The 22,889-nt window shown below is 64.5% G+C and carries 22 protein-coding genes; 17 read left to right on the plus strand and 5 right to left on the minus strand.

The window, feature by feature from the left end; translation table 11 throughout:
- Nucleotides 1-2: 2 nt before the first annotated feature.
- The 13 genes from HX851_RS30220 to HX851_RS30280 all read left to right on the plus strand — a co-directional run bounded on the left by HX851_RS30220 (nt 3) and on the right by HX851_RS30280 (nt 13,688).
- Nucleotides 3-992, plus strand: a complete 990-nt coding sequence (locus HX851_RS30220) for an ABC transporter ATP-binding protein (RefSeq protein WP_256262620.1) — start codon at nt 3-5, stop codon at nt 990-992.
- Nucleotides 992-1,960, plus strand: coding sequence for an oligopeptide/dipeptide ABC transporter ATP-binding protein (locus HX851_RS30225; protein ID WP_177063731.1), 969 nt, complete (start codon nt 992-994; stop codon nt 1,958-1,960). Before HX851_RS30220 ends, HX851_RS30225 begins: the two co-directional genes overlap by 1 nt.
- Nucleotides 1,961-2,039: 79 nt before the next feature.
- Nucleotides 2,040-2,285, plus strand: coding sequence for a type II toxin-antitoxin system ParD family antitoxin (locus HX851_RS30230; RefSeq protein WP_177063711.1), 246 nt, complete (start codon nt 2,040-2,042; stop codon nt 2,283-2,285).
- The gene (locus tag HX851_RS30235; RefSeq protein ID WP_177063710.1) at nt 2,278-2,571 is read left to right on the plus strand and encodes a type II toxin-antitoxin system RelE/ParE family toxin; all 294 of its coding nucleotides are present in this window, start codon (nt 2,278-2,280) and stop codon (nt 2,569-2,571) included. The genes HX851_RS30230 and HX851_RS30235 overlap by 8 nt, the downstream gene beginning before the upstream one ends.
- Before the next feature lie 103 nt (nt 2,572-2,674).
- Complete coding sequence (locus HX851_RS30240; RefSeq protein WP_177063709.1) at nt 2,675-3,058, plus strand: DUF2946 domain-containing protein; 384 nt, start codon at nt 2,675-2,677, stop codon at nt 3,056-3,058.
- 105 nt (nt 3,059-3,163) lie between these two features.
- The gene (locus tag HX851_RS30245) at nt 3,164-5,572 is read left to right on the plus strand and encodes a TonB-dependent receptor (protein ID WP_177063708.1); all 2,409 of its coding nucleotides are present in this window, start codon (nt 3,164-3,166) and stop codon (nt 5,570-5,572) included.
- Nucleotides 5,573-5,617: 45 nt separating this feature from the next.
- Entirely contained in the window at nt 5,618-7,018 is a 1,401-nt protein-coding gene (locus HX851_RS30250; RefSeq protein ID WP_177064363.1) for a PepSY-associated TM helix domain-containing protein, read from the plus strand.
- A 202-nt stretch (nt 7,019-7,220) separates the two neighbouring features.
- On the plus strand, nt 7,221-8,030 hold the full coding sequence (locus tag HX851_RS30255; protein ID WP_177064364.1) for a helix-turn-helix transcriptional regulator: 810 nt from the start codon (nt 7,221-7,223) through the stop codon (nt 8,028-8,030).
- 117 nt (nt 8,031-8,147) lie between these two features.
- Nucleotides 8,148-9,263 carry an ABC transporter ATP-binding protein gene (locus HX851_RS30260; RefSeq protein WP_177064394.1) on the plus strand — a complete coding sequence of 372 codons (1,116 nt, stop codon included), beginning with the start codon at nt 8,148-8,150 and terminating at the stop codon, nt 9,261-9,263.
- A 39-nt stretch (nt 9,264-9,302) separates the two neighbouring features.
- On the plus strand, nt 9,303-10,445 hold the full coding sequence (locus HX851_RS30265; RefSeq protein WP_177063705.1) for an ABC transporter substrate-binding protein: 1,143 nt from the start codon (nt 9,303-9,305) through the stop codon (nt 10,443-10,445).
- A gap of 31 nt (nt 10,446-10,476) precedes the next feature.
- On the plus strand, nt 10,477-11,394 hold the full coding sequence (locus HX851_RS30270; protein WP_177063704.1) for an ABC transporter permease: 918 nt from the start codon (nt 10,477-10,479) through the stop codon (nt 11,392-11,394).
- A gap of 1 nt (nt 11,395) precedes the next feature.
- Nucleotides 11,396-12,223 (plus strand): ABC transporter permease, encoded by an 828-nt coding sequence (locus HX851_RS30275; RefSeq protein WP_177063703.1) that lies wholly within the window; start codon nt 11,396-11,398, stop codon nt 12,221-12,223.
- Nucleotides 12,216-13,688 carry an aldehyde dehydrogenase family protein gene (locus tag HX851_RS30280; RefSeq protein WP_177063702.1) on the plus strand — a complete coding sequence of 491 codons (1,473 nt, stop codon included), beginning with the start codon at nt 12,216-12,218 and terminating at the stop codon, nt 13,686-13,688. Before HX851_RS30275 ends, HX851_RS30280 begins: the two co-directional genes overlap by 8 nt.
- Here HX851_RS30280 and HX851_RS30285 read toward each other — a convergent pair.
- Nucleotides 13,661-15,154 carry an FAD-dependent oxidoreductase gene (locus tag HX851_RS30285; protein WP_177063701.1) on the minus strand — a complete coding sequence of 498 codons (1,494 nt, stop codon included), beginning with the start codon at nt 15,152-15,154 and terminating at the stop codon, nt 13,661-13,663. The two genes, HX851_RS30280 and HX851_RS30285, sit on opposite strands and share 28 nt — an antisense overlap.
- Before the next feature lie 55 nt (nt 15,155-15,209).
- Here HX851_RS30285 and HX851_RS30290 point away from each other — a divergent pair, with 55 nt between their 5' ends.
- Complete coding sequence (locus HX851_RS30290; protein WP_368670236.1) at nt 15,210-15,683, plus strand: MarR family winged helix-turn-helix transcriptional regulator; 474 nt, start codon at nt 15,210-15,212, stop codon at nt 15,681-15,683.
- Between the two features lie 23 nt (nt 15,684-15,706).
- Here HX851_RS30290 and HX851_RS30295 read toward each other — a convergent pair whose 3' ends face one another.
- The 3 genes from HX851_RS30295 to HX851_RS30305 form a co-directional block, all read right to left on the minus strand.
- Nucleotides 15,707-16,144, minus strand: a complete 438-nt coding sequence (locus HX851_RS30295) for a RidA family protein (protein WP_177064365.1) — start codon at nt 16,142-16,144, stop codon at nt 15,707-15,709.
- 71 nt (nt 16,145-16,215) lie between these two features.
- Nucleotides 16,216-17,529, minus strand: coding sequence for a flavin-containing monooxygenase (locus HX851_RS30300; protein WP_177064366.1), 1,314 nt, complete (start codon nt 17,527-17,529; stop codon nt 16,216-16,218).
- Nucleotides 17,530-17,665: 136 nt separating this feature from the next.
- On the minus strand, nt 17,666-18,289 hold the full coding sequence (locus tag HX851_RS30305; protein ID WP_177063697.1) for a TetR/AcrR family transcriptional regulator: 624 nt from the start codon (nt 18,287-18,289) through the stop codon (nt 17,666-17,668).
- Nucleotides 18,290-18,420: 131 nt separating this feature from the next.
- Here HX851_RS30305 and HX851_RS30310 point away from each other — a divergent pair, with 131 nt between their 5' ends.
- The 3 genes from HX851_RS30310 to argE all read left to right on the plus strand — a co-directional run bounded on the left by HX851_RS30310 (nt 18,421) and on the right by argE (nt 21,802).
- Nucleotides 18,421-19,803, plus strand: a complete 1,383-nt coding sequence (locus tag HX851_RS30310; RefSeq protein ID WP_177064367.1) for an aspartate aminotransferase family protein — start codon at nt 18,421-18,423, stop codon at nt 19,801-19,803.
- Nucleotides 19,804-19,975: 172 nt separating this feature from the next.
- Nucleotides 19,976-20,650 (plus strand): DUF1028 domain-containing protein, encoded by a 675-nt coding sequence (locus HX851_RS30315; RefSeq protein WP_177064368.1) that lies wholly within the window; start codon nt 19,976-19,978, stop codon nt 20,648-20,650.
- The gene (gene argE / locus HX851_RS30320; protein ID WP_177064369.1) at nt 20,651-21,802 is read left to right on the plus strand and encodes an acetylornithine deacetylase; all 1,152 of its coding nucleotides are present in this window, start codon (nt 20,651-20,653) and stop codon (nt 21,800-21,802) included. It begins immediately after the preceding gene.
- A gap of 6 nt (nt 21,803-21,808) precedes the next feature.
- Here argE and HX851_RS30325 read toward each other — a convergent pair whose 3' ends face one another.
- Nucleotides 21,809-22,723 (minus strand): LysR family transcriptional regulator, encoded by a 915-nt coding sequence (locus tag HX851_RS30325; protein ID WP_177063693.1) that lies wholly within the window; start codon nt 22,721-22,723, stop codon nt 21,809-21,811.
- Between the last annotated feature and the right edge of the window lie 166 nt (nt 22,724-22,889).

Below are 22,889 nucleotides of genomic sequence, written 5' to 3' on the forward strand. Positions count from 1 at the left end.
CCATGCATACCGCCACTCCCGTATTGGCCATCGACAACCTGAGCCTGGAATTCCCGGCGTACAAGAACAATGTCAAGGCCCTCAACGGCGTCTCGCTGCACGTCAATCCCGGCGAGATCGTCGGCGTGGTCGGCGAGTCCGGATCGGGTAAGTCGGTCACCGCGATGCTCAGCATGCGCCTGCTGCCCGAGCGCAGTTATCGCATCACCGCCGGCAGCCTGAGCATGCTCGACCGCGACATGCTCGCCGCCTCGGAAAAGGAACTGCTGCAGATACGCGGCCGCGACGCGGCGATGATCTTCCAGGAACCGATGACGGCCCTGAACCCGACACGGCGCATAGGCCGGCAAATGCTCGACGTGATCATTCATCACCAGAAGATCAGCGCAGCGCAAGCGCGTCTCAAGGCCATTGCGCTGCTGCGCGACATGCATATCGCCAGCCCCGAGCAGGTGCTGGAAAGCTATCCGTTCGAATTGTCCGGCGGCATGCGCCAACGGGTGATGATCGCCCTGGCGTTCTCCTGCGAACCCCAACTGCTGATTGCCGACGAACCGACCACCGCCCTCGATGTGACCGTGCAACGCCAGGTGCTGTTGCTGCTCCGGGAAAAGGCCCGGCAGCAAGGCACCGCCATCCTCCTGATCACCCACGACATGGCCCTGGTCTCGCAGTTCTGCGACCGGGTCTACGTCATGTACACCGGTGCCGTGGTCGAACAGGGCCGCACCGAAGAGGTGATGGGCAATCCGCGGCATCCCTATACCCGGGGCCTGCTCAGCGGCCTGCCGGAAATGGTCGAGCCGGGGCAGCCCCTGATGACCATTCCCGGCCAGGTGCCGAACCTGGCCTCCCTGCCGGTGGGCTGCACCTTCGAGGAACGCTGCCCGTACAGCATGCCGATCTGCGCCCAACGCCCGCGCCTCAACCCCATCAACGGCAATGAGCAACGCCGCAGCGCGTGCTGGCTGCCGGTCAAGGAGCTTTCATGATGAACAGTGCCGTCATCCCGACCACGGCCCAAACGGCACCCGACATTCTCCGCCTGGATGATGTTCGCGTGCGTTTTCCGGTGAGCAACGACTGGCTGGGCCGGCCCCGGGGTTACGCCCATGCGCTGAACGGCATCGACCTGCAGGTCAGGGCCGGCGAGACCCTGGGCATCGTCGGCGAATCGGGCTGCGGCAAAAGTACCCTGGCCCAGTTGCTGATGGGCCTGCTGGCCCCGAGCAGCGGCGAACTGAACTGGCCCCCGCGCCCCGACGGCAAGGCCAGGAGCAACGTGCAGATCGTCTTCCAGGATCCGCAATCCTCGCTCGATCCACGGCTGCCGATCTGGCGGATCATCACCGAGCCGTTGTACGCCCGCGGTCATGCACCTCGCCAGCAGATGCGCGACATCGCCGCCCGGGTCGCGTCCCAGGTCGGCATCCGCCCGGAATACCTGGACCGCTTCGCGCACCAGTTTTCCGGCGGCCAGCGCCAGCGGATCGCGATTGCCCGCGCCCTCTCATCGGACCCGGACATCATTGTCCTGGACGAGCCGACCTCCGCCCTGGACATCTCGGTCCAGGCGCAGATCCTCAACCTGCTGGCGGAACTGCAACGGGCGCGCAACCTGACCTATATCCTGATATCCCACAACGTCTCGGTCGTGCGGCACATGGCCGACCGGGTCGCGGTGATGTACCTGGGGCAGATCGTCGAACTGGGCAGCGCTACCCAGGTGCTGGAGCAACCGCGTCATCCCTACACCCGCCTGCTGCTCGAAGCGGTGCCGCGCCTGGGCGTGCCCCTGCAGGCGGAACAGGTGGCGGCGCCGACCGAGTTGCCGGGCAACCGTGTCCTGCCGCAAGGTTGCTTCTTCCGTGAACGGTGCAGTTTGTGTACCCGCGGTTGTGAGCAGCCGCAGGCATTGCGTGGAGAGCCGCAACAGGTCAGGTGTCATGTGCAAGGTTGAGTCTCAGCCAATACGCACGATAGCGCACCAATAGTATGATAAACTTTGCCTACCGACAGTATTCCTCTGAGGCCCAATCATGGGAACCGTGCGTAAAACCATTACCGTGACCGACCAGCAAGATGGCTGGATCAAAGCGCAAATCGAAGCCGGCCACTATACCAACGACAGCGAATATATCCGTGACCTGATCAGGCGCGAGCAGGAGCGCAGCGCCGAACTTGAGGCAATCCGCACCGCACTGATGGAAGGTGAAGCCAGCGGGGAACCACGCCCATTCGACGCCGAGGAGTTCAAGCGCAGAATGATGACCGCGCATGGCTGAGTATCGCCTTACACCTGCTGCCGAACGTGATCTTGAAGCGATCTGGATTTATACCGTTCGACAATGGGGCATGGATCAGGCCACTCGCTATATCGATGTCATGACTGCCACTTTTGCGGAATTGGCGCAGACACCCAAGACCGCCCAGGCATGCGATCACATTCGACCCGGCTATCGCCGAAGCAGCGCCGGGCGGCACATGATCTACCTGCGTATCACCGCTTACGGGATCGTGATCGTTCGTATCTTGCATGATCGAATGGATGCACCACGCTACCTACTGTAACCCATGAGGCCTCCGGCCTGCGGCAGATTGCCGCCGGCCTTTGCCGCCTGCGCGCGACGTGGCAAGATCACAGCCCTCTTCCTGCCCTTGCCCGGAAACCCACGTGCGCCGCACTCGAACTCAGCAGCGATTCGCTACCTGGCTGGCCATGCTGGCCCTGGGTCTGCTGCTGTTCGTGCCGACGATTTCGCGGACCGTCCAGGCCCTGGAACACCAGCCGCCGAGCGGCGCCTGGTGTCCCGAGCACGTCATGGCCGGTGCCCAGCACCAGCACCCGGCTGGCGATTCCGGTCATGGCGGCGTTCACGAGGCGCTCGACGCCTGCGGCTACTGTTCGCTGTTTCACGACAGCCCGGCCCTGCTCTGGGCCGTGGCGGTGCTGCCGCCACGGGTGCCCGCCGCGCCCAATGCCGTGCCCTGCAAGACGCCCATCCCACCGTATCAATGGCCGCTGGACCTGTGTCCGCGCGGACCGCCCCTGGCCTGATCCAGGCGTTTCCGAAAAAACAAACCCTCCGCTGAACACCGCGAGCGCCCCGGCGCCCGTGGTTTTTCCGCGTGTTTTGTCGCCCTGAATCACGGATCTGCATCGATGCCTATCACACGCCCACAACGCGCCCTCGCCGCGTTGACGCTGGCGGTCGCCCCTGCGCCGACCGCACGCTTGTCGAGCCTGAACACGGCCCTGCTCTCGGCCCTGGCCAGCAGCCTGGTACTGCTGCCGAGCGTACTGCCGGTACACGCCGACACCCTCGCCTCGCCCCCCCACAACGCCGACCGGACAGCCGATGCCACCCCCATCGTCCTCGGTAATGTCACGGTCACCGCCGACGACTCGGTACAACCGCTGCCCCACGCCGTCGCCAGTGCCCCGGCAGTGGTGGAAAGCCGCAGCGCCGAGCAGATCAACGACAGCGTCAACCTGATGACCTCGGCGCAGGCCCTGAAATACCTGCCGAGCATCGAAGTGCGCGAACGCTATATCGGCGACCGCAACGGCATCGTCTCCACCCGCACCACCGGGACCGTGTCCAGCGCCCAGTCGCTGGTCTATGCCGATGACCTGCTGCTCTCCAACCTGCTGGGCAACAGCTACAGCTTCCCGCCGCGCTGGGGCCTGGTGTCGCCCAGCGAGATTTCCCGCGTCGACGTCATGTATGGCCCGTTCAGCGCGCTCTATCCGGGCAATTCCCTGGGCGGCGTGGTCACCCTGGAAACGCGCATGCCGACCCGCCCGGAGTTCCATGCGGCGATCACCGGCGCGCAGCAGGACTTCAAGCTCTACGGCACCCACGAAAACTACAACAGCGGCAATGTCAGCCTGGCCGGCGGCAATCGCGTCGGGCCGTTTTCAGTCTGGGTCTCCTACGACCATCTCGACGCCCAGGGCCAGCCAATGAGTTTCGCCACCGCCAACCTCTCGGGCCGCTCGGCCGCCGCCTCGGCCACCCCAGTCAGCGGCGCCCACCAGGACACCGACCAGAACGGCAACCCGCGCCTGGTGTTCGGCGGCTATGCCATCGACCACAGTGTCCAGGACCAGGGCAAACTCAAGCTCGGCTGGGACATCAACCCGGACGTCACCGCCCTCTATACCCTGGGCCTGTGGGCCGACGAGTCGCATACCACGGTCGACAGCTACCTGAAGAACAGTGCCGGCCAGACCTTCTACAACGGTCCGGTGAATATCGACGGCAAGGCCTACACGGTGTCCGGTCTCAACCCCGGCAGCACCGACGAGCTGCATATCCTCAACGCCCTGTCGCTGGGCAGCGATACCCAGGGACCGTTCGACTGGCACGCGGCCTACAGCAACTACCACTACCTCAATGAAGAATCGCGCTCGGCCTCCAACTACGGCCAGACCCTGGCCGGCACCCGCCAGGTGCAGGACGGCACCGGCTGGCAGACCGGCGAACTGCGCGGTATCTGGCGCCCGCAGCCACTGTTCGACCAGAGCCATGAGGTCACCTTCGGCTATCACGTCGATGACTACCTGCTCAAGCAGGAGACCTACAAGGTCGCCGACTGGAAGAGCGGCGACGATGGCCCGAAAAGCGCCGCCTCCGGTGGCGAGACCCGCACCCAGGCGCTGTACCTGCAAGACACCTGGAAGCTGGCCCCGCGCTGGACCCTGACCCTGGGCGGGCGCGAGGAGTACTGGCAAGCCTTCGACGGCTTCAACCTCAACACCGCGACCACCCCGGCGCAGGTCAGCTACCCCGACCAGCGCCGCCATGACTTCTCGCCCAAGGCGGCGCTGGCGTTCGACATCACCCCGGCGCTGCAAACCCGCCTGTCCTTCGGCCGCGCGGTACGCTACCCGACGGTGACCGAGCTGTTCCAGCAGGTCACCAGCGGTAACCAGCTGGTGCAGAACAACCCCGATCTCAAGCCCGAGGACGTGCGCTCCTACGACTGGACTACGCAATACAGCTGGAACCAGTACCAGTTGCGCGTCTCGTTGTTCCAGGAGAATCGCCGCAATGCGCTGTTCTCGCAAACCGACACCACGGTCAGCCCCAACCTGACGCAGATCGAGAACATCGACCGCGCGCGTATCCATGGCGTGGAAACCGCCCTCGATGCCCAGGACGTCATCCTGTCGGGCCTGGAGCTGTCGGGCAGCATCACCTACGCCGAATCCGAAGTGCAACAGGACACCCAGGCGCCAGCCGCCGAAGGCAAGGAGTTCCCGCGTATCCCGCGCTGGCGCAGCCGCGTCTCGGCGATCTACCACCCGAACGCGCAACTGACCTACGCCCTCGGCTACCGCTATTCCAGTGGTGCCTACAGCACCCTGCTGAACACCGACAGCGACCACGACACCTATGGCGGCATCAGCCATTACAGCGTGTTCGACGTCAAGGCCAGCTACAAGATCGACGCGCACCTCACCGCCTCGGCCGGCATCGACAACCTGGGCAACGAAAAATACTTCGTCAGCCCCCATCCCTATCAGCAGCGCACCGCCTTCCTGGGGCTCAACTATGACTACTGACCCATCCGTCCACACCACCATTCACCGCAACGGGAGCCTCGCCCCATGAGCACTTCCAGCGTTTCCCCGAGCGCCCGGACCCGCCATCGCGCCGGGCTCTACCGACTGATCTGGCGCTGGCATTTCTATGCCGGGCTGTTCTGCATTCCCTTTGTCCTCGCCCTGTCGCTGAGCGGTTCGATCTACCTGTTCCATCCGCAGATCGACGCATTGCTCGACAGCCCCTACAACCGGGTCCAGGCCGATGCGCCACGACAGCCGATCAGCGCACAGGTGCGGACGGCCCTGGCGTTGGTGCCGGGCGGTGTGCTCAACGCCTACCAGTTGCCCGAAGGCCCGAACGACGCGGCGCAGATACTGGTGGGCAAAGGCGATACATTGCTGCGGGTCTATGTCGACCCGGTGACGACCAGGGTCGTGCACCAGGTGGCCGATGACGAGCGTTTCACCCGCCTGTTGTTCCACCTGCACGGCGAATTGCTCATGGGCGGCCTGGGCTCGGCCCTGGTGGAGCTGGCCGCCGGCTGGACCCTGGTCATGCTGCTCTCGGGACTCTATCTCTGGTGGCCGCAAGACGGCCGCGTGGCCGGGGTGCTCTATCCACGGCTGCACCAGCGTGGCCGGCTGTTCTGGCGTGACCTGCATGCGGTGGTCGGTTTCTGGATTTCGTTGTTCGCCATCCTGTTGATCCTCAGCGGCCTGCCCTGGGCGACCGTCTGGGGCGGTGCGCTCAAGGAGTTGCGGCAGTGGGTCGCCAGCCATGCCGTGGAACAGGACTGGACCACTGGCCGCGCCTCGGAACTGGCCCAGCGACGGGCGATGAACATGCCCATGAACGACGAACACGCGAACATGCCCGGCATGCACCACGACATGCCCATGCCGATGAAGGCATCCGTCGCCGCGGACTACAGCCCGCTGGAACGCCTGGTACCGCAGGTCCAGGCCCTGGACCTGCCGCCGCCGGTGCTGATCTCGCCGCCCTCGGCCCGGGCGCCGGACTGGACCGCCCGCTCCGATACGGCAAACCGTCCACAACGGCTGAACCTGACACTCGATCCGGTCAGCGCCACAGTGCTCAAGCGGGTCGACTTCAGCCAGCGACCGCTGCTCGACCGCGTTATCGGCTATGGCGTGGCGGTGCATGAAGGCCAATTGTTCGGCCTGGCCAACCAGTTGCTCGGCCTGTTCACCACCTGCGGCCTGATGACCCTGTCCCTCAGCGCCCTGGTGCTCTGGTGGCGTCGCCGTCCGCAGGGTGCGCTCGGCGCGCCGCCCGCCCTGGCCGAGAGCCGTTACCCGGCCGTCATGCTCGGTGTACTGGTGCTGCTGGGTCTGTACCTGCCGCTCCTGGGAGCATCCATGCTGGCGCTGTGGTTGCTGGAACGCTGTGTGTTGTCACGTATCGCGCCATTGCGCGACTTCCTCGGCCTGGCCGCGGTGTAGGAGACATCGCACGCAAAAAACAACCGACAAGAGCGGGTTTTGACAGGGCGAGTGACCCGTCTTGTGGTGCTCGGTAACACCCGGCCCTGTTGCGGTGCGTCTTTTCCAGCAGGGGCCGGCACGCACCGCGCCCCTGCAAGGCCGCAACGGCCATGGCGTAATTCGTGCATCTGGATGCGCTCCCACTTCGCTTGAAGCCGCCATGCGCCCCAAGGAACTGAAACTCTGGACCACCGGTGTTGCCCACCTGCTCGACCTGCCTGCCGGACAGGCGCGGCTGATGGGCCTGAGCCACTGGTTGCGGCAGGTGTGCCCGGTCGATCATTTCGTGTTGTTCGTCTACGAAGGTAATCACCGGCCGCTGGCGCTGTTCGACACCTTCGCCGCCGACAAGCGCGCGGTGTATGTCGATGACTATCAATGCGGGCCCTATCTGCTGGACCCGTTCTACCTGGCTTGTACCCGCGGACAGGCACCAGGACTGTGGCGTTTGCGCCAATTCGCTCCCGACCACTTTTACCTCGGTGAGTACTACCTGACCTATTACCAGCTCACCGGCCTGGCCGAAGAAGTGGCGTTTTTCGTCGACCTCGGCGACGGCGCCATGGCCGTCCTGTCGCTGATGCGCTCCACCGCCAGTTGCGCCTTCGGCCGTGACGAGATGCAGTTGATCGAGTGCGCACAGGCGGTGGTCGAACAGGTCGTCAACGAAGCCTGGCGTCTGCGCCAGGCCCAGCAACCGCGCCCGACGCAGGACCTGGACTTCAAGATCCGCGAGGCCTTCGACCAGTTCGGCGCGCATATCCTCACCCATCGCGAACAGCAGATCGTGCAGTTGCTGCTGCGCGGCCACTCCAGTGCATCGGTGGCCGAACAACTGAGCATCAGCCCGGGAACGGTGAAGATTCACCGCAAGAACATCTACGCCAAGCTCGGCATCGGCAGCCAGGCCGAATTGCTCGGGCTGTTCATCCGCGACCTCACCGGCCACCAGCAGATCGCCGAAGCCTGATGGCGGAAAACGACTCTATCCCCCAAGGGATATATACAGCGTAAAACCCTCGTTGCTAGTTTGGCCCCCGACGCACTGATCCATCACTGCAAGGGAGCCCGCCTCGTGAACAACAGCATGAACGATAGCCCGCCAAGCGATATCGAGTTCTGCAATGTGGTCAAACGCTACGGCCAGGTGCTGGCCGTCAACGGCCTGAACTTCGTCGTGCGCCGAGGCGCGTTTCATTCCTTTCTTGGCGGCTCGGGCTGCGGCAAGACCACCACCCTGCGCATGATCGCCGGCTTCGAACAACCCACCAGCGGTGAAGTGCGCCTGGCCGGTAAAAGCGTGGCCGGTGTACCGGCATTCGAACGACCGGTGAACATGGTGTTCCAGCACTACGCCCTCTTCCCGCACCTGACCGTCGCGCAGAACATCGCCTACGGCCTGCGTTATCGCACTCCGCGCCCCGACAAGAAAAGCCAGTTGCGCATGGCCGACGAAGCCCTGGAGATGGTCCGTCTCAGCGGCTTCGGCCAGCGCAAGCCGAGTGAATTGTCCGGCGGCCAGCAACAGCGCGTGGCCCTGGCCCGGGCGCTGGTCAACAAGCCCACGGTGTTGCTGCTCGACGAGCCGCTGGCCGCACTGGACCGCAAGCTGCGCAAGGAGATGCAATCGGAACTGCTGCGCCTGCAGCGCGAGGTCGGTATCACCTTCGTGCTGGTCACCCACGACCAGGAAGAAGCCTTGTCGATGAGCGACAGCATCAGCGTGATGCACAACGGCTCGATCATCCAGACCGCCACGCCGGAACAACTCTATGAAGCACCGGCCAGTCGCTACGTGGCCGACTTTATCGGCGAATCCAATCTGTTCAACGGCACGGTTCGCCACCTGCACGGCAACTGCGTGGTGCTGCGCACCGAGCAGGGCCTGGAGCTGACCAGCCCGCTGACACCCACCGGCCAGGCCTTGAGCGCGGATGCCGCCGGTTGCATCGCCGTGCGCCCGGAACTGATCAGCATCGCCGGCGCCCAGGCCGAACTGGCCCGTGAAGTGAAACTCCAGGGCTGCGTCGAGGACCGTATCTACCTCGGCACCTGCACCGAATACCGCGTGCGTACCCAGGCCTTCGGCGTGGTCTGCGTGCGCGTGCCGCGCCAGCAGGATCACGGCGCCCATGCATTCGAACACGGCGCGGCAGTGAGCGTCGGCTGGGATCACGCCAATGGCCTGGCCATGGCGTTGTAAATCATCGATTCGTTTCATCAACCGATTGGGGAGCGTGCCATGGACCAGAAGACCTTTATCAAGACCCTGCGCAGCTGGCAGAACGGCTCGATCAGCCGCCGCGATTTCCTTGGCCGTACCGGCCTGGGTATCGCAGCGGCGGTGGTCGCCAGCAATATGCCCGGCTTGCTGACCGCCAGCGCCGAAGCCGCCGAGGCGGGCAAACTGGGTGATCGCCTGTCACTGGCGACCTGGCCGAATTACCACAGCCAGGAAAACCTCGACAACTTCGCCAAGACCACCGGCGCCCGCGTCTCCATGAGCGTGTTCGGCTCCAACGAAGAAATGCTCGCCAAGTTGCAGGCCGGCGGCAGCGGCTGGGATGTACTGGTGCCGACCAATTACACCATCAGCACCTACGTCGGCCTGGGCCTGATCGAACCACTGGACCTGTCGCGCATTCCCAACTTCCAGGCCTCGGCCTTCCAGCAGAAATTCATGGCCCAGGGTACGGTGGACGGCAAGGTCTACGCGGTGCCGAAGAACTGGGGCACCACCGGCATGCTCTACGACACCGGCAAACTGAAGAACGGCCCCACCAGCTGGAAAGAATTCTGGGCCGCCGCCCAGGGCCCCGCCAGCGGCCGGACGATGGTGCACGACTATCAGCTGACCGCTATCGGCAACGCCCTGAAGAGCTTCGGCTACAGCTTCAACTCCCTCGACCCGAAAGAACTGGCCGATGCCGAAAAACTGCTGATCGCGGTCAAGCCGCACCTGTTCGCCATCAACTCCGATATCCAGCCGTCGATGCGCAGCGGCGATGCCTGGCTGGCGATGTCCTGGACCGGCGACGCCTCGCAACTGCACCGCGACAACGAACAGATGCACTTCACCCTCGGCAAGGAAGGTGGCGAACTCTGGAGCGACTTCTTCGCCATCCCGAAAAGCTCGGAACACAAGGACGCCGCCTACGCCTTTATCAACTACCTGCTCGATCCCCAGCACAACAAGCTCGAAGTGCTCAGCCACGGCTACCCGAGTGGCGACAAGCGTGTCGACGCCTTGCTGCCCGTGGCCATGCTCGACGACCCGATCATGTACCCGGCCGCCGAAGCGCTCAGCCCGTTGGAGTTCGGTGCCGCGGCGACGCTGACCAGTCCGGCCCGCGCCGAACTGATGGCCCGCTTCAAGTCCGCCTGATCGCCCCGCCATGGCCAATGAGGAGTCCCCCATGAACGCCGCCGCCCATCCGCAAACGGTGCCGCTGGGCAATGCCCCGTCGGCCGGGGTTCGCCAACGGCGCAATCTCGGCCGGCGGATCAGCCTGCTGATGCTGCTGCCTTCGACCTTGTGGTTCCTGCTGCTGTTGCTGATGCCGCTGGTGATCATCCTGGTGTTCAGCTTCGGCGAACGCAGCACCGTGGGCGGTTACGCCGGCGGCTTCACATTGGCCAACTACCTGAACCTCGGTTCCCGCGCGGCGGCGTTCGGCAATACACTGATGCTGGCGCCGCTGGGCACCCTGGTGTGCCTGGTAGCAGCCTATCCGCTGGCGTATTTCCTGGCGGTCAAGGTGCGCAAGAACCGCTCGCTGCTGCTGACACTGGTGATCGTGCCGTTCTGGACCAGCTTCCTGATCCGCACCTATGCGTGGATCTTCATCCTCAGCGGCAAGGGCATCCCGGCATTACTCGCCAGCCTCGGCCTGGAAGACGTGCGACTGATCAACACGCCCTGGGCGGTGCTGATCGGCATCGTCTACGGCTACTTGCCGCTGATGGTTTTCCCGATCTACGTCAGCCTGGAGAAACTCGACAAGCGCCTGCTCGAAGCCTCGGCGGACCTGGGAGCCAGCGCCTTCGAAAGCTTTCGGCGGATCACCCTGCCGCTGTCGGCGCCGGGCATCATCACCGGGGTGATGCTGGTGTTCATCCTGTTAATGGGCGAGTTCCTGATCCCGGCGATCCTCGGCGGCGGCAAGGTGTTCTTTGTCGGCAACGCGCTGGTCGACCTGTTCCTGCAATCGCGCAACTGGCCGTTCGGCAGTGCACTGGCCATGAGCCTGGTGGCAATGATGCTGCTGATTATCGGGTTGTATCTGAAACTGGTGGCGCGCTACGGCGGCCGACCTGCCGATGGAGGCATATGACATGTGGCTGCGCAGCTATTCGACCTCGCTGTATCTGTTTCTCTATGCGCCCATCGCCCTGATCGTGCTGTTCAGCTTCAACGCCGGGCGCAGCGGCCTGGCCTTCGAGTGCTGCTCGACCCAATGGTTCGGCCGCGCCTTCGGTAACCCGTTCATCATGGAGGCGCTGGGCCATAGCGCGTTCATCGCCTTCACTTCGGCGCTGATCGCCACGCTGTTCGGCACCCTGGCGGTGTTCGGCCTGCAGCGTTGCGGGCCGAAAATTCGCCTGCTGTTCGATGCGCTGACCTACTGCGCTATCATCGTGCCCGGCATCGTCATCGGCATCTCGACGCTGATTGCCTTCATCAGCCTGTTCGACCTGATCAACCCGCTGCTGGCGCGCTGGATACCGGACGTCCCGCGCCTGAACATGGGCTTCTTCACGGTGATCGCCGCCCACTCACTGTTCACCATGGCCCTGGTCATGGTCATCGTGCGCAGCCGCGTCGACGCCCTGGACAAGGCGTTGCTGGAAGCCTCTGCCGATCTCTACGCCCCGCCGATGCAGACGTTCTGGCGGGTCACCCTGCCGCAGATCAGCCCGGCGATCATGGCCGGGTTCCTGCTCGCGTTCACCTTCAGCTTCGACGACTTCATCATCGCGTTCTTCGTCGCCGGTTCCGAAACGACCTTGCCGATCTATATCTTTTCCTCCATCCGCCGGGGGGTGACACCGGAGATCAATGCGGTCTCGACGGTGATCATCTGCGCGTCGCTGGCCCTGCTGTTTACTTCCCGCCACCTGCAAAACCGCCGCACCGGCGCCCAGGAGTCTCACCATGCGTGACCAGCATTACATCAACGGCGAATGGGTCAGCCCGGACCTGGGCGGTTATCTGCCGGTCATCGATCCGGCCACCGGGCAGGCATTCCAGAAAATCGCCGCGGGCACCGAAGAGGATGTCGATCATGCCGTGCGCGCGGCCCGGCGTGCGTTCGACGGTGGCTGGAGCCAGACCACCGGGGCTGAACGCGCACAGTGGCTGGAGGCGCTGGCCGATGATCTGGAAGGCAGCCAGCAGGCGCTGGCCGAACTGGAAGTGCGCGACAACGGCAAACCCTTGCCCGAAGCGCTATGGGACGTGGGCGATACCATCGGCTGCTTTCGTTACTACGCAGGGCTCGCCCGCGAACTCGATCAGCGCCAGGACCAACCGCTGGCCCTGGCCGACGCGCGTTTTCGTTGCCGCATCCGTCACGAACCGATTGGCGTCGCCGGACAGATCATTCCCTGGAACTACCCGCTGCTGATGGCCGCCTGGAAGGTCGCGCCGGCCTTGGCCGCGGGGGCCACTTCGGTGCTCAAGCCCTCCGAACTGACGTCGCTGACGGCGCTGGAACTGGCCGCCGCCGCCGACCGTATCGGTCTGCCGGCGGGTGTCCTGAACGTGGTCACGGGCCTGGGCGCCGATGCCGGCAGCCCGCTCACGGAACATCCGGGCGTGGACAAGCTGGCCTTTACCGGCAGCGTGCCGACCGGGGCACGGATCATGTCGGCAGCCGCCCGCGACATCAAGAACATCAGCCTGGAGCTGGGCGGAAAGTCCGCGTTCATCGTGTTCGACGATGCCGATATCGAGGCCGCGGTGGAGTGGATCCTGTTCGGGATCTTCTGGAACCAGGGCCAGGTGTGCAGCGCCACGTCGCGTCTGCTGGTGCAGGAGCAGATTGCCCCGCGGCTGATCGAACGGCTGGTGGAGGCAACCCGCAAGATCCCCATCGGGCCGGGCCTGGAACCGGGCGTCCTGCTGGGTCCGCTGGTCAGCCAGGGCCAGCATGAGAAGGTCCTGGGGTTCATTGACCAGGGCCAGGCCAGTGGCGCCCGTTTGCTCACCGGCGGGCGGCGCCCGGCCGCTCTGGAACACGGTTATTTCATCGAGCCGGCGATCTTCGACGAACCCGACCACAACAGCATTGTCTGGCGCGAGGAAATCTTCGGCCCGGTGCTGTGCATCAAGCGTTTCAAGACCGAGGAGCAAGCGCTGCACATGGCCAACGCCAGCCGCTTCGGCCTGGCCGCCGCGGTGATGAGCGCCGACCTGCAACGCGCCGCCCGCGTCGCCAATCAGTTGCGGGCCGGGATCATCTGGGTCAACTGCTCGCAACCGACCTTCGTCGAGGCGCCGTGGGGCGGCATGAAACACAGCGGCATTGGCCGTGAACTCGGTCAATGGGGGCTGAACAATTACCTGGAGGTCAAGCAGGTGACCGAGTACGTCAGTGATCAACCCTGGGGCTGGTACCTGAAGTAGTCCTCCAGCAACGCCAGGTCGTCGCTGCCGACAATGGCAGCAATGTAGCCATCCGGGCGCACCAGTACCCAGTCGCCGTCAGCGGGAGTGTAGGCGTCACGAAAGTGCCCGCCCTCATCGGCCAGGTCGCCGCCCGGACCGAACACATGAATATGCAGGCCCGGGCGTGGCGACACTGAACCGCGCTCGGCCTGATAACCCAGCAACGTCCAGTGGCTGCCGCGGAACAGTTCGAACAACCGGATCGACTGGCCGGCCGCCCCACGCACCGGTGCGTCGGGAGCACGGTCGCCAGCCACGACACCATCGAGGCGCGTGGTGTTGCGCCGGGCAAGGGAGGCGTCGGGGTAACCGATGTCGAGCTGGTGCACTTCGCGTCCGCGTCGCATGTTGCCACGTACCTGGGCATCGAGCAGCCGCGTCGACAGGCCGAGCATGGCCGCGGCGACCGGTCGGCGTTCTTCCTCGTAGGTGTCGAGCAGCGTAGCGGCCGCGCCCCGGGCTACCGCCGCCAGTTTCCAGCCAAGGTTGTAGGCGTCCTGCACGCTGGTATTGAGGCCCTGGCCACCGGTCGGTGGATGGGTATGCGCGGCATCCCCGACGAGAAACACACGGCCGCTGCGGTAGTGGTCGGCCAGTCGCGCATTCATGGTATAGGCCGAGGCCCAGGAGACCGACTGGATCACGATATCGTCGCGTCCGGTGCGCTGCGCCACCAGGGCGGTCAGGCCAGCCACGCCAAGGTCGACGTCGCTGTCCATGGGGATCGGCCCCTGGATCTGGAACATCTCGGTGCCGGCGAGCGGACACAGGGCCATCTGGCGCAACCTGTCGCCTTCGTTGAAGCAGTGCCAGGCATCGCGTCCCAGGCCTGTCAGCCGCACATCGGCGACCACCGCGCGCACGCCGAGGGTCTTGCCCGGAAAGCCGACACCCAGAGCCGTGCGCACGAAGCTGCGACCGCCATCGGCGCCCACCAGCCAGCGCGCGCGCAGGGTTTGTTCGCCACCCTCGCCGACCAGTCGTGCCGTGACACCATGATTATCCTGCTCGAACCCCACCAGCTCACAGCCGAATTGCGGTTGCCGACCCAGTTCGAGCAGGCGCTCGCGCAGAATGCCTTCGGTGAGGAACTGCGGCAGCATCAGCGGCAGTTGATAAGGCTCGCCCGGCGTCGGCTCGTTGCGCTCCATGACATCCGCGTCGGTGTAACCACCCTCGTCGCGGTACTGGCGCTGGAGGGGGTATGGCCCACCCGCCGCAACGATGCGATCAAGGATGCCGAGGTCCTCGAAAATCTCCTGGGTCCGGGGTTGGATGCCCTTGCCACGCGAACCGCCGAACGGGCCGTCCCTCTTCTCTATCAGGTGGAAAGCAATGCCCCGGCGCGCCAGGTCGATGGCCAGCGTCAGGCCGGCAGCCCCCGCACCGCAAATCAGTACCTCAACTTCACCTTGCGCTTTCATCTCGACCTCGATATGTGTAATTTGCACATATAAGTGTCAAGCCGGAGCAGAAACAGTGTCAACAAAAAATGTGCAAAATACACATATCAATGCACAGATCCGTGAACTGCATGGGGCATTGGTGGAGATTGTCGGGGTCATGAACCGCCCGCAACGCGACGAGGCCATGGTTCGCGAGGCCGGTATTGCCCTCGACCGCGCGCTGTTCCCGCTGCTGGTGCTGGTTGAGCGACTGGGCCCGATTGGCGTGGTCGAGCTGGCCGATCGCGTGGGACGCGACTACACCACGGTCAGCCGCCAGGTGGCGAAACTGGACAGCCTCGGCCTGGTCGAGCGCCAGGAAAACGCCAATGACCGGCGTGTGCGCGAAGCCGTTATCACGGCGAAAGGCAAGGCAATGACCGATCGGATCGATGCGGCACGGGAAAGGATGGGACAGGGTATTTTCGCGACATGGGAGCACCAGGATGTGGCTGACCTGGTGCGTCTCATCCGTCGGTTTGCCGACGATCTCAAAGGTGATGACTAGGCGGTTCCCCTGACCAGGTCGCCTCAGGGCCGGGTGACAGTCCAGTCGTCGGGAATCACCGCGATCACATCGATCTCCATCAACCACTGCGGCTGGCCCAGGCCCGAGATCACCAGCCCGGTGGAAATCGGGAACACGCCCTTGAGCCACTTGCCGACCACCTGGTACACCGGCTCGCGGTAGCGCGGGTCGATGATGTAGGTGGTGGTCTTGACGATATGAGACAGGTCCGAGCCGGCCTCTTCGAGCAGCTGTTTGACGTTTTTCATGGCCTGTTCGGCCTGCGCCGCGGGGTCGCCCAGGCCCACCAGGTTACCGTCGAAATCGGTACCGATCTGGCCGCGGACATAGACCGTGTTGCCCGCCCGCACGGCCTGGCACAGGTCATTGTCCAGTGCCTGGTTCGGGTAGGTGTCCTTGGTGTTGAACATGCGGATGCGGGTATGGGTTGGCTTGGACATCTGCGACTCCTCAAGAGAAAGACTGCGCCGCACTCGGCTGTGCGGCGCCGGGTCGGTGCGACGATCGACGGTCAGGCACTGACGGCGGATCGGCTGGCAATCGGTTCGGCCACGTCCGCCTCGCGCTGCGCGGCATCGCGGTAGGTCAGGTACTGGCGCTGGATGGCAATCTGGTCGGCGATGTACTTGGCATCGTGCCAGACGCCCCAGATAAACGAGGACCCCCGGCGTGACTGCCACGGCAGGCCCAGGAAGTAGATGCCCGCCTCCGTGGAAATCCCCCGCTGGTGGCGCGGCTTGCCACTGGCCTCGAAAGCATCGACCTTCAGCCAGCTGTAGTCGGTGGCAAAACCGGTGGCCCAGATGATCGTGGTGATGCCCGCCGACGCCAGGTCGAGCTGGAGAATCGGTCGGGTCACGCACTCGGGGTCGGGAAAGGTCCGGCGGGCCCCGGGGTCCGGCGGCAGATCGAGGCCGTTGCGCTCGATGTAGGCATCGGCGGCATCGAGCAGCGCCAGGTAGTTCTCGTCACCGCGGTTGAGGTTGTCGGCCAGGTCCGCCTGGAAGCTGACCACGCCGTTGTCGAACGCGCGGGTCAGGCCCACCAGGTTCAGGCCGCGTTGGGCCAGTTCACGGAAGTCCACCGTGCGCCCGCCCTCGGCGCCACTGACGGCAATGGTCACGTGCTCGCGGCCCGGCTTCATGGCCGCGGCGTCCCATTCGCCGAGCACCCCCAGCCACCAGCAGAAATCGCGGTTGCGGTAGGCGCGCGGCGGCCGGTCGTGCTGGCCGACCGAGAGGTAAACCGTCCTGCCGCTGCGTTGCAGTTCATCGGCGATCTGCGTCCCTGAAGAACCGGCCCCCACCACCAGCACCGCGCCCGCGGGCAGTTGCCGGGGGTTGCGGTAATCCGCGGAATGGATCTGGTTGAGGCCGCCGATCTGCGGGGCGATGGCCGGAATCACCGGGCGCTGGAACGGTCCGGTGGCGACCACCACGCGGTTGGCCTGGATCACTCCCTCGGAGGTTTCCACGGTGAAGCCGGGACGACCGTTGTTGCGCTCGACCTTGCGCACTTCCACGCCCGTGCGGATCGGTGCATTGAATTTCTTCGCATAGGCTTCGAAGTAAGCCGCCACCCGCTCCTTCGGCGCAAAGTCATCGGGGCTGAGATCGTCGAACGCCAGGCCTGGAAAACGATCGTGCCAGGCTGGCCCGTTGGCCACCAGCGAATCCCAGCGACCGGTGCGCCAGGCTTCGGCGATGCGATTGCGCTCGAGCACCAGGTGCGGCACGCCCAGCCTGCTCAGATGCTCGCTCATGGCCACGCCAGCCTGGCCGGCGCCCACCACCAGGGTATCGATTTCAATCATTGCAGCTGTCATGCCTGTGTCCTTCTCGAAGACGGGTGTGCAGGCATTCTGTGCAGATACAGGGAATAGCGAAATTATGTTTTTTGTCGTCGCAAGACAGGAAAAAGCTAGGCCTTGAAACCAGACAGTGAAAATCAGGCCTTGAAAATCAGGAGCCGGCTGCGTCCTGGCCGGCCAGCATGCCATGGCACATCAGCGCCAGGACACTGCGCATATGCCGGGCATGGGCACCACGGTCGGGGCTCGGCTCGGTGGCCAGGCGGATAAAGGCGACGTTGGCGTACTGGTTGAACAGGGTCGCGGCCACTTCGATGTCCACGTCCTGGCGCACCTTGCCCAGGCGCTGGAAGTGCCGAAGCAATGCCTGCGCCTCCTCGATCACCGCACCATTCCACGGCTGCAGGGCCTGGGACAACTCTCCGGTGAACAGCGACGGCGCCAGTTCCCGCCACAGCGAGGCCGGCATGGCCCGTAGCTGGTACTCGGTCATCAGCCCTTCCAGCTCGCACAGGGCCTCCAGCGGATCGCCGCGGTCGTCGAGATGGGCCCGGGCCTCGCGGATCGCCAGTTCGTCGGGCGCCTTGAGCAAGGCGACGAGAATCTCCTGCTTGCCGCCGAAATAATTCACCACCGTCGGCGCCGAGACACCGGCCCGGTTGGCGATCTGCTCCAGGGTGGTGGCGACGAAACCGTGGGTCTTGAACAGCGCCAGCGCGGCATCGGCGATCACCTGCCGACGCTGCTCCTTTTGCCGCTCCCTGAGTCCGGTCATGAGGGGTCCTGATGGGGTTGGACGATAGGCCCCAGCCTACGTAAATTCCTTTTCATCAACAAATATTTTCTTTACAAAAATATTTTATAGTGACAAATATTATCCAGACACCCCCACCCTGGAGACCCGCCATGTCCGTCCCACTCGACGCCAACCGCACCACCCGTGACTACCAGGCCGCCGACGCCGCCCACCACATCCACGCCTTCGTCGACCAGAAGGCGCTCAATGCGGAAGGCCCGCGGGTAATGGTCGGCGGCGACCGCCTGACGCTCTGGGACAACGATGGCAAGCGCTATCTGGACGGCATGTCGGGCCTGTGGTGCACCCACCTCGGTTACGGCCGCAAGGACCTTGCCGCCGCCGCCCACGCGCAGCTGGAACAACTGCCCTATTACAATATGTTCTTCCACACCACCCACCCGACGGTGATCGAGCTGTCGGAGCTGTTGTTCAGCCTGTTGCCGGCGCACTACAGCCACGCGATCTATACCAACTCCGGCTCCGAGGCCAACGAGGTGCTGATCCGCACGGTGCGCAAGTTCTGGCAGGTGATGGGCAAGCCCGAGAAGAAAATCATGATCGGCCGCTGGAACGGCTATCACGGCTCGACCCTGGCGGCCACGGCCCTGGGCGGGATGAAGTTCATGCACGAAATGGGCGGTACCATCCCGGATGTGGCGCACATCGACGAGCCGTACTGGTTTGCCCACGAAGGCGACCTGACACCCGAGGAATTCGGCCTGCGCGCGGCTCGCCAATTGGAAGAGAAGATCCTCGAACTGGGCGCCGACAAGGTCGCCGCCTTTGTCGCCGAACCCTTCCAGGGCGCCGGCGGGATGATCATTGCACCCGCCACCTACTGGCCGGAAATCCAGCGCATCTGCCGCCAGTACGATGTGCTGCTGTGTGCCGACGAAGTCATCGGCGGCTTTGGCCGCACCGGCGAATGGTTCGCCCACCAGGCCTTCGGCTTCGAACCCGACACACTGTCCATCGCCAAGGGCCTGACCTCGGGCTACATCCCCATGGGCGGCCTGATCCTGTCGCGACGCATGGCCGAGGCTCTGGTGGAAAAAGGCGGAGTGTTCGCCCACGGGTTGACCTACTCCGGCCACCCGGTGGCGGCAGCCGTGGCGATTGCCAACCTCAAGGCCTTGCGCGACGAAGGCGTGGTACAACAGGTGAAAAGCGATACCGGGCCGTACCTGCAGAGCTGCCTGCGGGAAGTGTTCGGCCAACATCCGCTGGTGGGTGAAGTCCAGGGTATCGGCCTGGTCGCCGCACTGCAATTCGCCGAGGACAAGGCCACCCGCAAGCGTTTTGCCAACGAGAACGATATCGCCTGGCGCTGCCGTACTCTCGGCTTCGAGGAGGGCCTGATCATCCGCTCGACCCTTGGCCGCATGATCATGGCGCCGGCGCTGATCGCCACGCGGGCCGAGCTGGACGAACTGGTGGACAAGACCCGCATTGCCGTCGACCGCACCGCGCGCGAGTACGGACGCCTGTAAGGCATGCATGGCGCGTGGCAAGTTTTTACCTAAGCCAGCACCATAAAAAACCTCGTTTCGCCCGCTGCCACTCATGGACAGAATGCCGTCATACCCACTCCGCGCCCGTGCGCCTTGAACAGGTTGCCGGGATGCGGAGGGCGAGTCTGGCCGGAAACAGGATACCCCCACCATGACGTTTTCCATCGTCGCCCGTTGTGCCGAAACCGGCCAGTTGGGCATTGCCATCAGTTCTTCGAGCATTGCCGTGGGTGCCCGCTGCCCCTGGCTGCGTCCCAGCGTGGGCGCGGTCGCCACCCAGAACATCACCCTCCCCGCCTTGGGCCCGCATGTCCTCGACCAGCTCGAACAAGGGCTGTCGCCGGCACTGGCGCTGGACAAGGCGCTGACCAGCAACGGCTACAGTCAGTTCCGCCAACTGACCGCCATCGATCACCTGGGCAACACCGCGCATTTCAGCGGCGGCGAAACCCTCGGTTGCCACAACGCACTGTCGGGCGAACAGTGCGTGGCTGCCGGTAACCTGCTGGCGAACCCGGCGGTGATCGAGGCCATGGTGCACACCTTCGAAACCAGTGGCGGTCAACTCGCCGATCGCCTGGTCGCGGCGATGCAGGCCGCGGTGGCAGCCGGTGGCGAGGCCGGCCCGGTGCATTCGGCGGCCATGGTGGTGGTCGGCGAACTGATCTGGCCGATCATCGACTTGCGAGTCGACTGGGCGGACGAAGACCCGGTCGGCCAACTGGCACAACTGTGGACCGATTACCGCCCGCAGATGCAGGACTACATCGTCCGCGCCCTCGACCCGACCAAGGCGCCGAGTTACGGCGTGCCCGGGGACGAATGAATGAGCAGCAGCCGCGAGGTACTGGCCACTCTGATCGCCTTCGACACCACCAGCCGTGAGTCCAACCTGCAACTGATCGAGTTCGTCCGCGACTACCTGGCGCGCCTGGGCGTGCCTTGCGAACTGATCTTCAATGACGAGCGCAGCAAGGCCAACCTGTTCGCCACCCTGGGCCCGGCTGATCGCCCGGGCATCGTGCTGTCCGGTCATACCGATGTGGTGCCGGTGGACGGTCAGCCCTGGACAGTGGCACCGTTCGAACTCACCGAGCAGGACGGCCGGCTTTACGGGCGCGGCACCGCCGACATGAAGGGCTATATCGCCTGCGTGCTGGCGGCCGTGCCACAGTTGCTGGCCGCACCGTTGCGCATGCCGGTGCACATCGCCCTGTCCTATGACGAGGAAGTCGGGTGCCTGGGCGTGCGCTCGCTGCTCGCCGAACTCGAACCTCGGCCGCACAAGCCGCTGCTGTGCATCATCGGCGAACCCACCGAGCTCAAGCCGGTGCTGGGCCACAAGGGCAAGCTGGCGATGCGTTGCGATGTCCACGGCGCGGCCTGCCATTCAGCGTATGCACCGCAGGGCGTCAACGCCATCGAATATGCCGCCGAACTGATCGGCGAACTCGGTCGCATCGGCTCGCATCTGCGCGCGGCGCATTTGCATGACCCGCGCTTCGATCCGCCCTTCACCACGGTGCAGACCGGCGTAGTCAGCGGCGGCAAGGCGCTCAATATCGTCCCCGCCGACTGCCGTTTCGACTTCGAGGTGCGCGCCCTGCCCAGCCAGGATCCCCGTGAAGTCGCGCAGCAACTGGAGCAGTACGCCGAGCAGCAGGTATTGCCGAAAATGCAGGCGGTGGACGCCGGCAGCAGCATTCGTTTTTCCCAGTTGTCGGCCTACCCCGGACTGGCCACCGACCCGCAGAGCCAGGCGGCGCAGTTGATCGCACAGTTCTGCGGATCGAGCGAATTCAGCACCGTCGCCTTTGGCACCGAAGGCGGCCTGTTCGACGCCATCGGCATCCCCACCGTGGTCTGCGGTCCCGGCAGCATGGACCAGGGCCACAAGCCCGATGAGTTCGTCAGCCTCGAACAACTGCACGGCTGTGATGCGATGCTCGCGCGCCTGGTCCAGGCGCTGCGAACCTGATCCGGTTCAGGCGCCCGGCTTGGGCGCCAGCACCTCGCGGCAGTGATCGACAAACAACTGCGCCGGCTTGGTCAACTGCGAGCGACGCAGCCACGCGGCGGACAGCCCGGAACCGGTGACCGTTTCGGCCAACGGTACGCGCACCACCTTCTGACCGTCGTAGGTGTAGTCCGAATGCGGTCGGGTGACCAGGATCGAAAAACCGAATCCACGCCCGACCATGCCCCGGACCATTTCGATGGAGGGCGAGCTGAACAGTATATTCGGGGTCAGGCCACGCTCTTCGAAGATGCTCACGAAGTAGGTGCGGCTGGGCTGCACATCCAGCAGCACCATCGGCTCCAGCACCAGGTCGTTCAGCGAGACCTTGGCCTGGTGGGCGAAGCGGTGCCCTTCCGGCAACAGCGCATAAGGCTGCTGCGGCGCCATCAGCGGCACGGTGTCGATGGTGCTGTCCAGGTCGTGCTCGTAAAGAATCGCCAGGTCGATACTGCCGGAGGTCAGCGCCTGCACCAACTCCTGTTGCTCGCCATCGCGGATACGGATCTCCACCCCGGGCCAGCGCTCGCGAAAGCCGGCGATCAGGCGCGGTAGATAGAGCGGCGCGACGGTTTCGAAACAGCCGATATCGATCTGCCCGGCCACCACATCGTTATCCGCCAGGGCGTTCTGCTCGAACTCGTGGGCCACCCGCAGCAGCTCCTGGGCCTTGCGGTAGAAGCGTGCGCCACTGGGGGTCAGCGACACGCCCTGGGCGTGATGGCGAATGAACAACTGCACGGCAAAGCTTTCTTCCAGGTGCTTGATCGCGGTCGAGACCGAGGGCTGGGCGATATAGAGCTTGCGCGAGGCCTCGGCGACGCTGCCGCACTCGACAGTGGTCACGAAATATTTGAGTTGTCGCAAGTTGTAAGCGGCCATGGCTACCTCGGAAGTGGCTTTGTTGGATTTTGCGGTGTTCGCCGCGCGCGATAAACCAGTAATTTCCTCGGGACTGAACTTAAAAAACCTGTCCAGGCGTGCGCCATCACGGTGCATCGCTGGTGAGTTTTTTTATCGGTAGCGAAGACATTTTTACTCATTTCCC

The sequence above is a fragment of the Pseudomonas gingeri genome (assembly GCF_013385635.1).
Taxonomy (GTDB): Bacteria; Pseudomonadota; Gammaproteobacteria; order Pseudomonadales; family Pseudomonadaceae; genus Aquipseudomonas; species Aquipseudomonas gingeri_A.

Bases quoted from the DNA above. Each gene is read 5' to 3' on its own strand.
- HX851_RS30295 (WP_177064365.1), bottom strand. From the start codon at position 16,144: ATGTCCAAGCCAACCCATACCCGCATCCGCATGTTCAACACCAAGGAC.
- HX851_RS30280 (WP_177063702.1), top strand. From the start codon at position 12,216: ATGCGTGACCAGCATTACATCAACGGCGAATGGGTCAGCCCGGACCTG.
- HX851_RS30285 (WP_177063701.1), bottom strand. From the start codon at position 15,154: ATGAAAGCGCAAGGTGAAGTTGAGGTACTGATTTGCGGTGCGGGGGCT.
- HX851_RS30265 (WP_177063705.1), top strand. From the start codon at position 9,303: ATGGACCAGAAGACCTTTATCAAGACCCTGCGCAGCTGGCAGAACGGC.
- HX851_RS30255 (WP_177064364.1), top strand. From the start codon at position 7,221: ATGCGCCCCAAGGAACTGAAACTCTGGACCACCGGTGTTGCCCACCTG.
- HX851_RS30325 (WP_177063693.1), bottom strand. From the start codon at position 22,723: ATGGCCGCTTACAACTTGCGACAACTCAAATATTTCGTGACCACTGTC.
- HX851_RS30225 (WP_177063731.1), top strand. From the start codon at position 992: ATGAACAGTGCCGTCATCCCGACCACGGCCCAAACGGCACCCGACATT.
- HX851_RS30235 (WP_177063710.1), top strand. From the start codon at position 2,278: ATGGCTGAGTATCGCCTTACACCTGCTGCCGAACGTGATCTTGAAGCG.
- HX851_RS30315 (WP_177064368.1), top strand. From the start codon at position 19,976: ATGACGTTTTCCATCGTCGCCCGTTGTGCCGAAACCGGCCAGTTGGGC.
- HX851_RS30230 (WP_177063711.1), top strand. From the start codon at position 2,040: ATGGGAACCGTGCGTAAAACCATTACCGTGACCGACCAGCAAGATGGC.
- HX851_RS30260 (WP_177064394.1), top strand. From the start codon at position 8,148: ATGAACGATAGCCCGCCAAGCGATATCGAGTTCTGCAATGTGGTCAAA.
- HX851_RS30305 (WP_177063697.1), bottom strand. From the start codon at position 18,289: ATGACCGGACTCAGGGAGCGGCAAAAGGAGCAGCGTCGGCAGGTGATC.
- HX851_RS30245 (WP_177063708.1), top strand. From the start codon at position 3,164: ATGCCTATCACACGCCCACAACGCGCCCTCGCCGCGTTGACGCTGGCG.
- HX851_RS30275 (WP_177063703.1), top strand. From the start codon at position 11,396: ATGTGGCTGCGCAGCTATTCGACCTCGCTGTATCTGTTTCTCTATGCG.
- HX851_RS30300 (WP_177064366.1), bottom strand. From the start codon at position 17,529: ATGACAGCTGCAATGATTGAAATCGATACCCTGGTGGTGGGCGCCGGC.
- HX851_RS30310 (WP_177064367.1), top strand. From the start codon at position 18,421: ATGTCCGTCCCACTCGACGCCAACCGCACCACCCGTGACTACCAGGCC.
- HX851_RS30270 (WP_177063704.1), top strand. From the start codon at position 10,477: ATGAACGCCGCCGCCCATCCGCAAACGGTGCCGCTGGGCAATGCCCCG.
- HX851_RS30250 (WP_177064363.1), top strand. From the start codon at position 5,618: ATGAGCACTTCCAGCGTTTCCCCGAGCGCCCGGACCCGCCATCGCGCC.
- argE (WP_177064369.1), top strand. From the start codon at position 20,651: ATGAGCAGCAGCCGCGAGGTACTGGCCACTCTGATCGCCTTCGACACC.
- HX851_RS30220 (WP_256262620.1), top strand. From the start codon at position 3: ATGCATACCGCCACTCCCGTATTGGCCATCGACAACCTGAGCCTGGAA.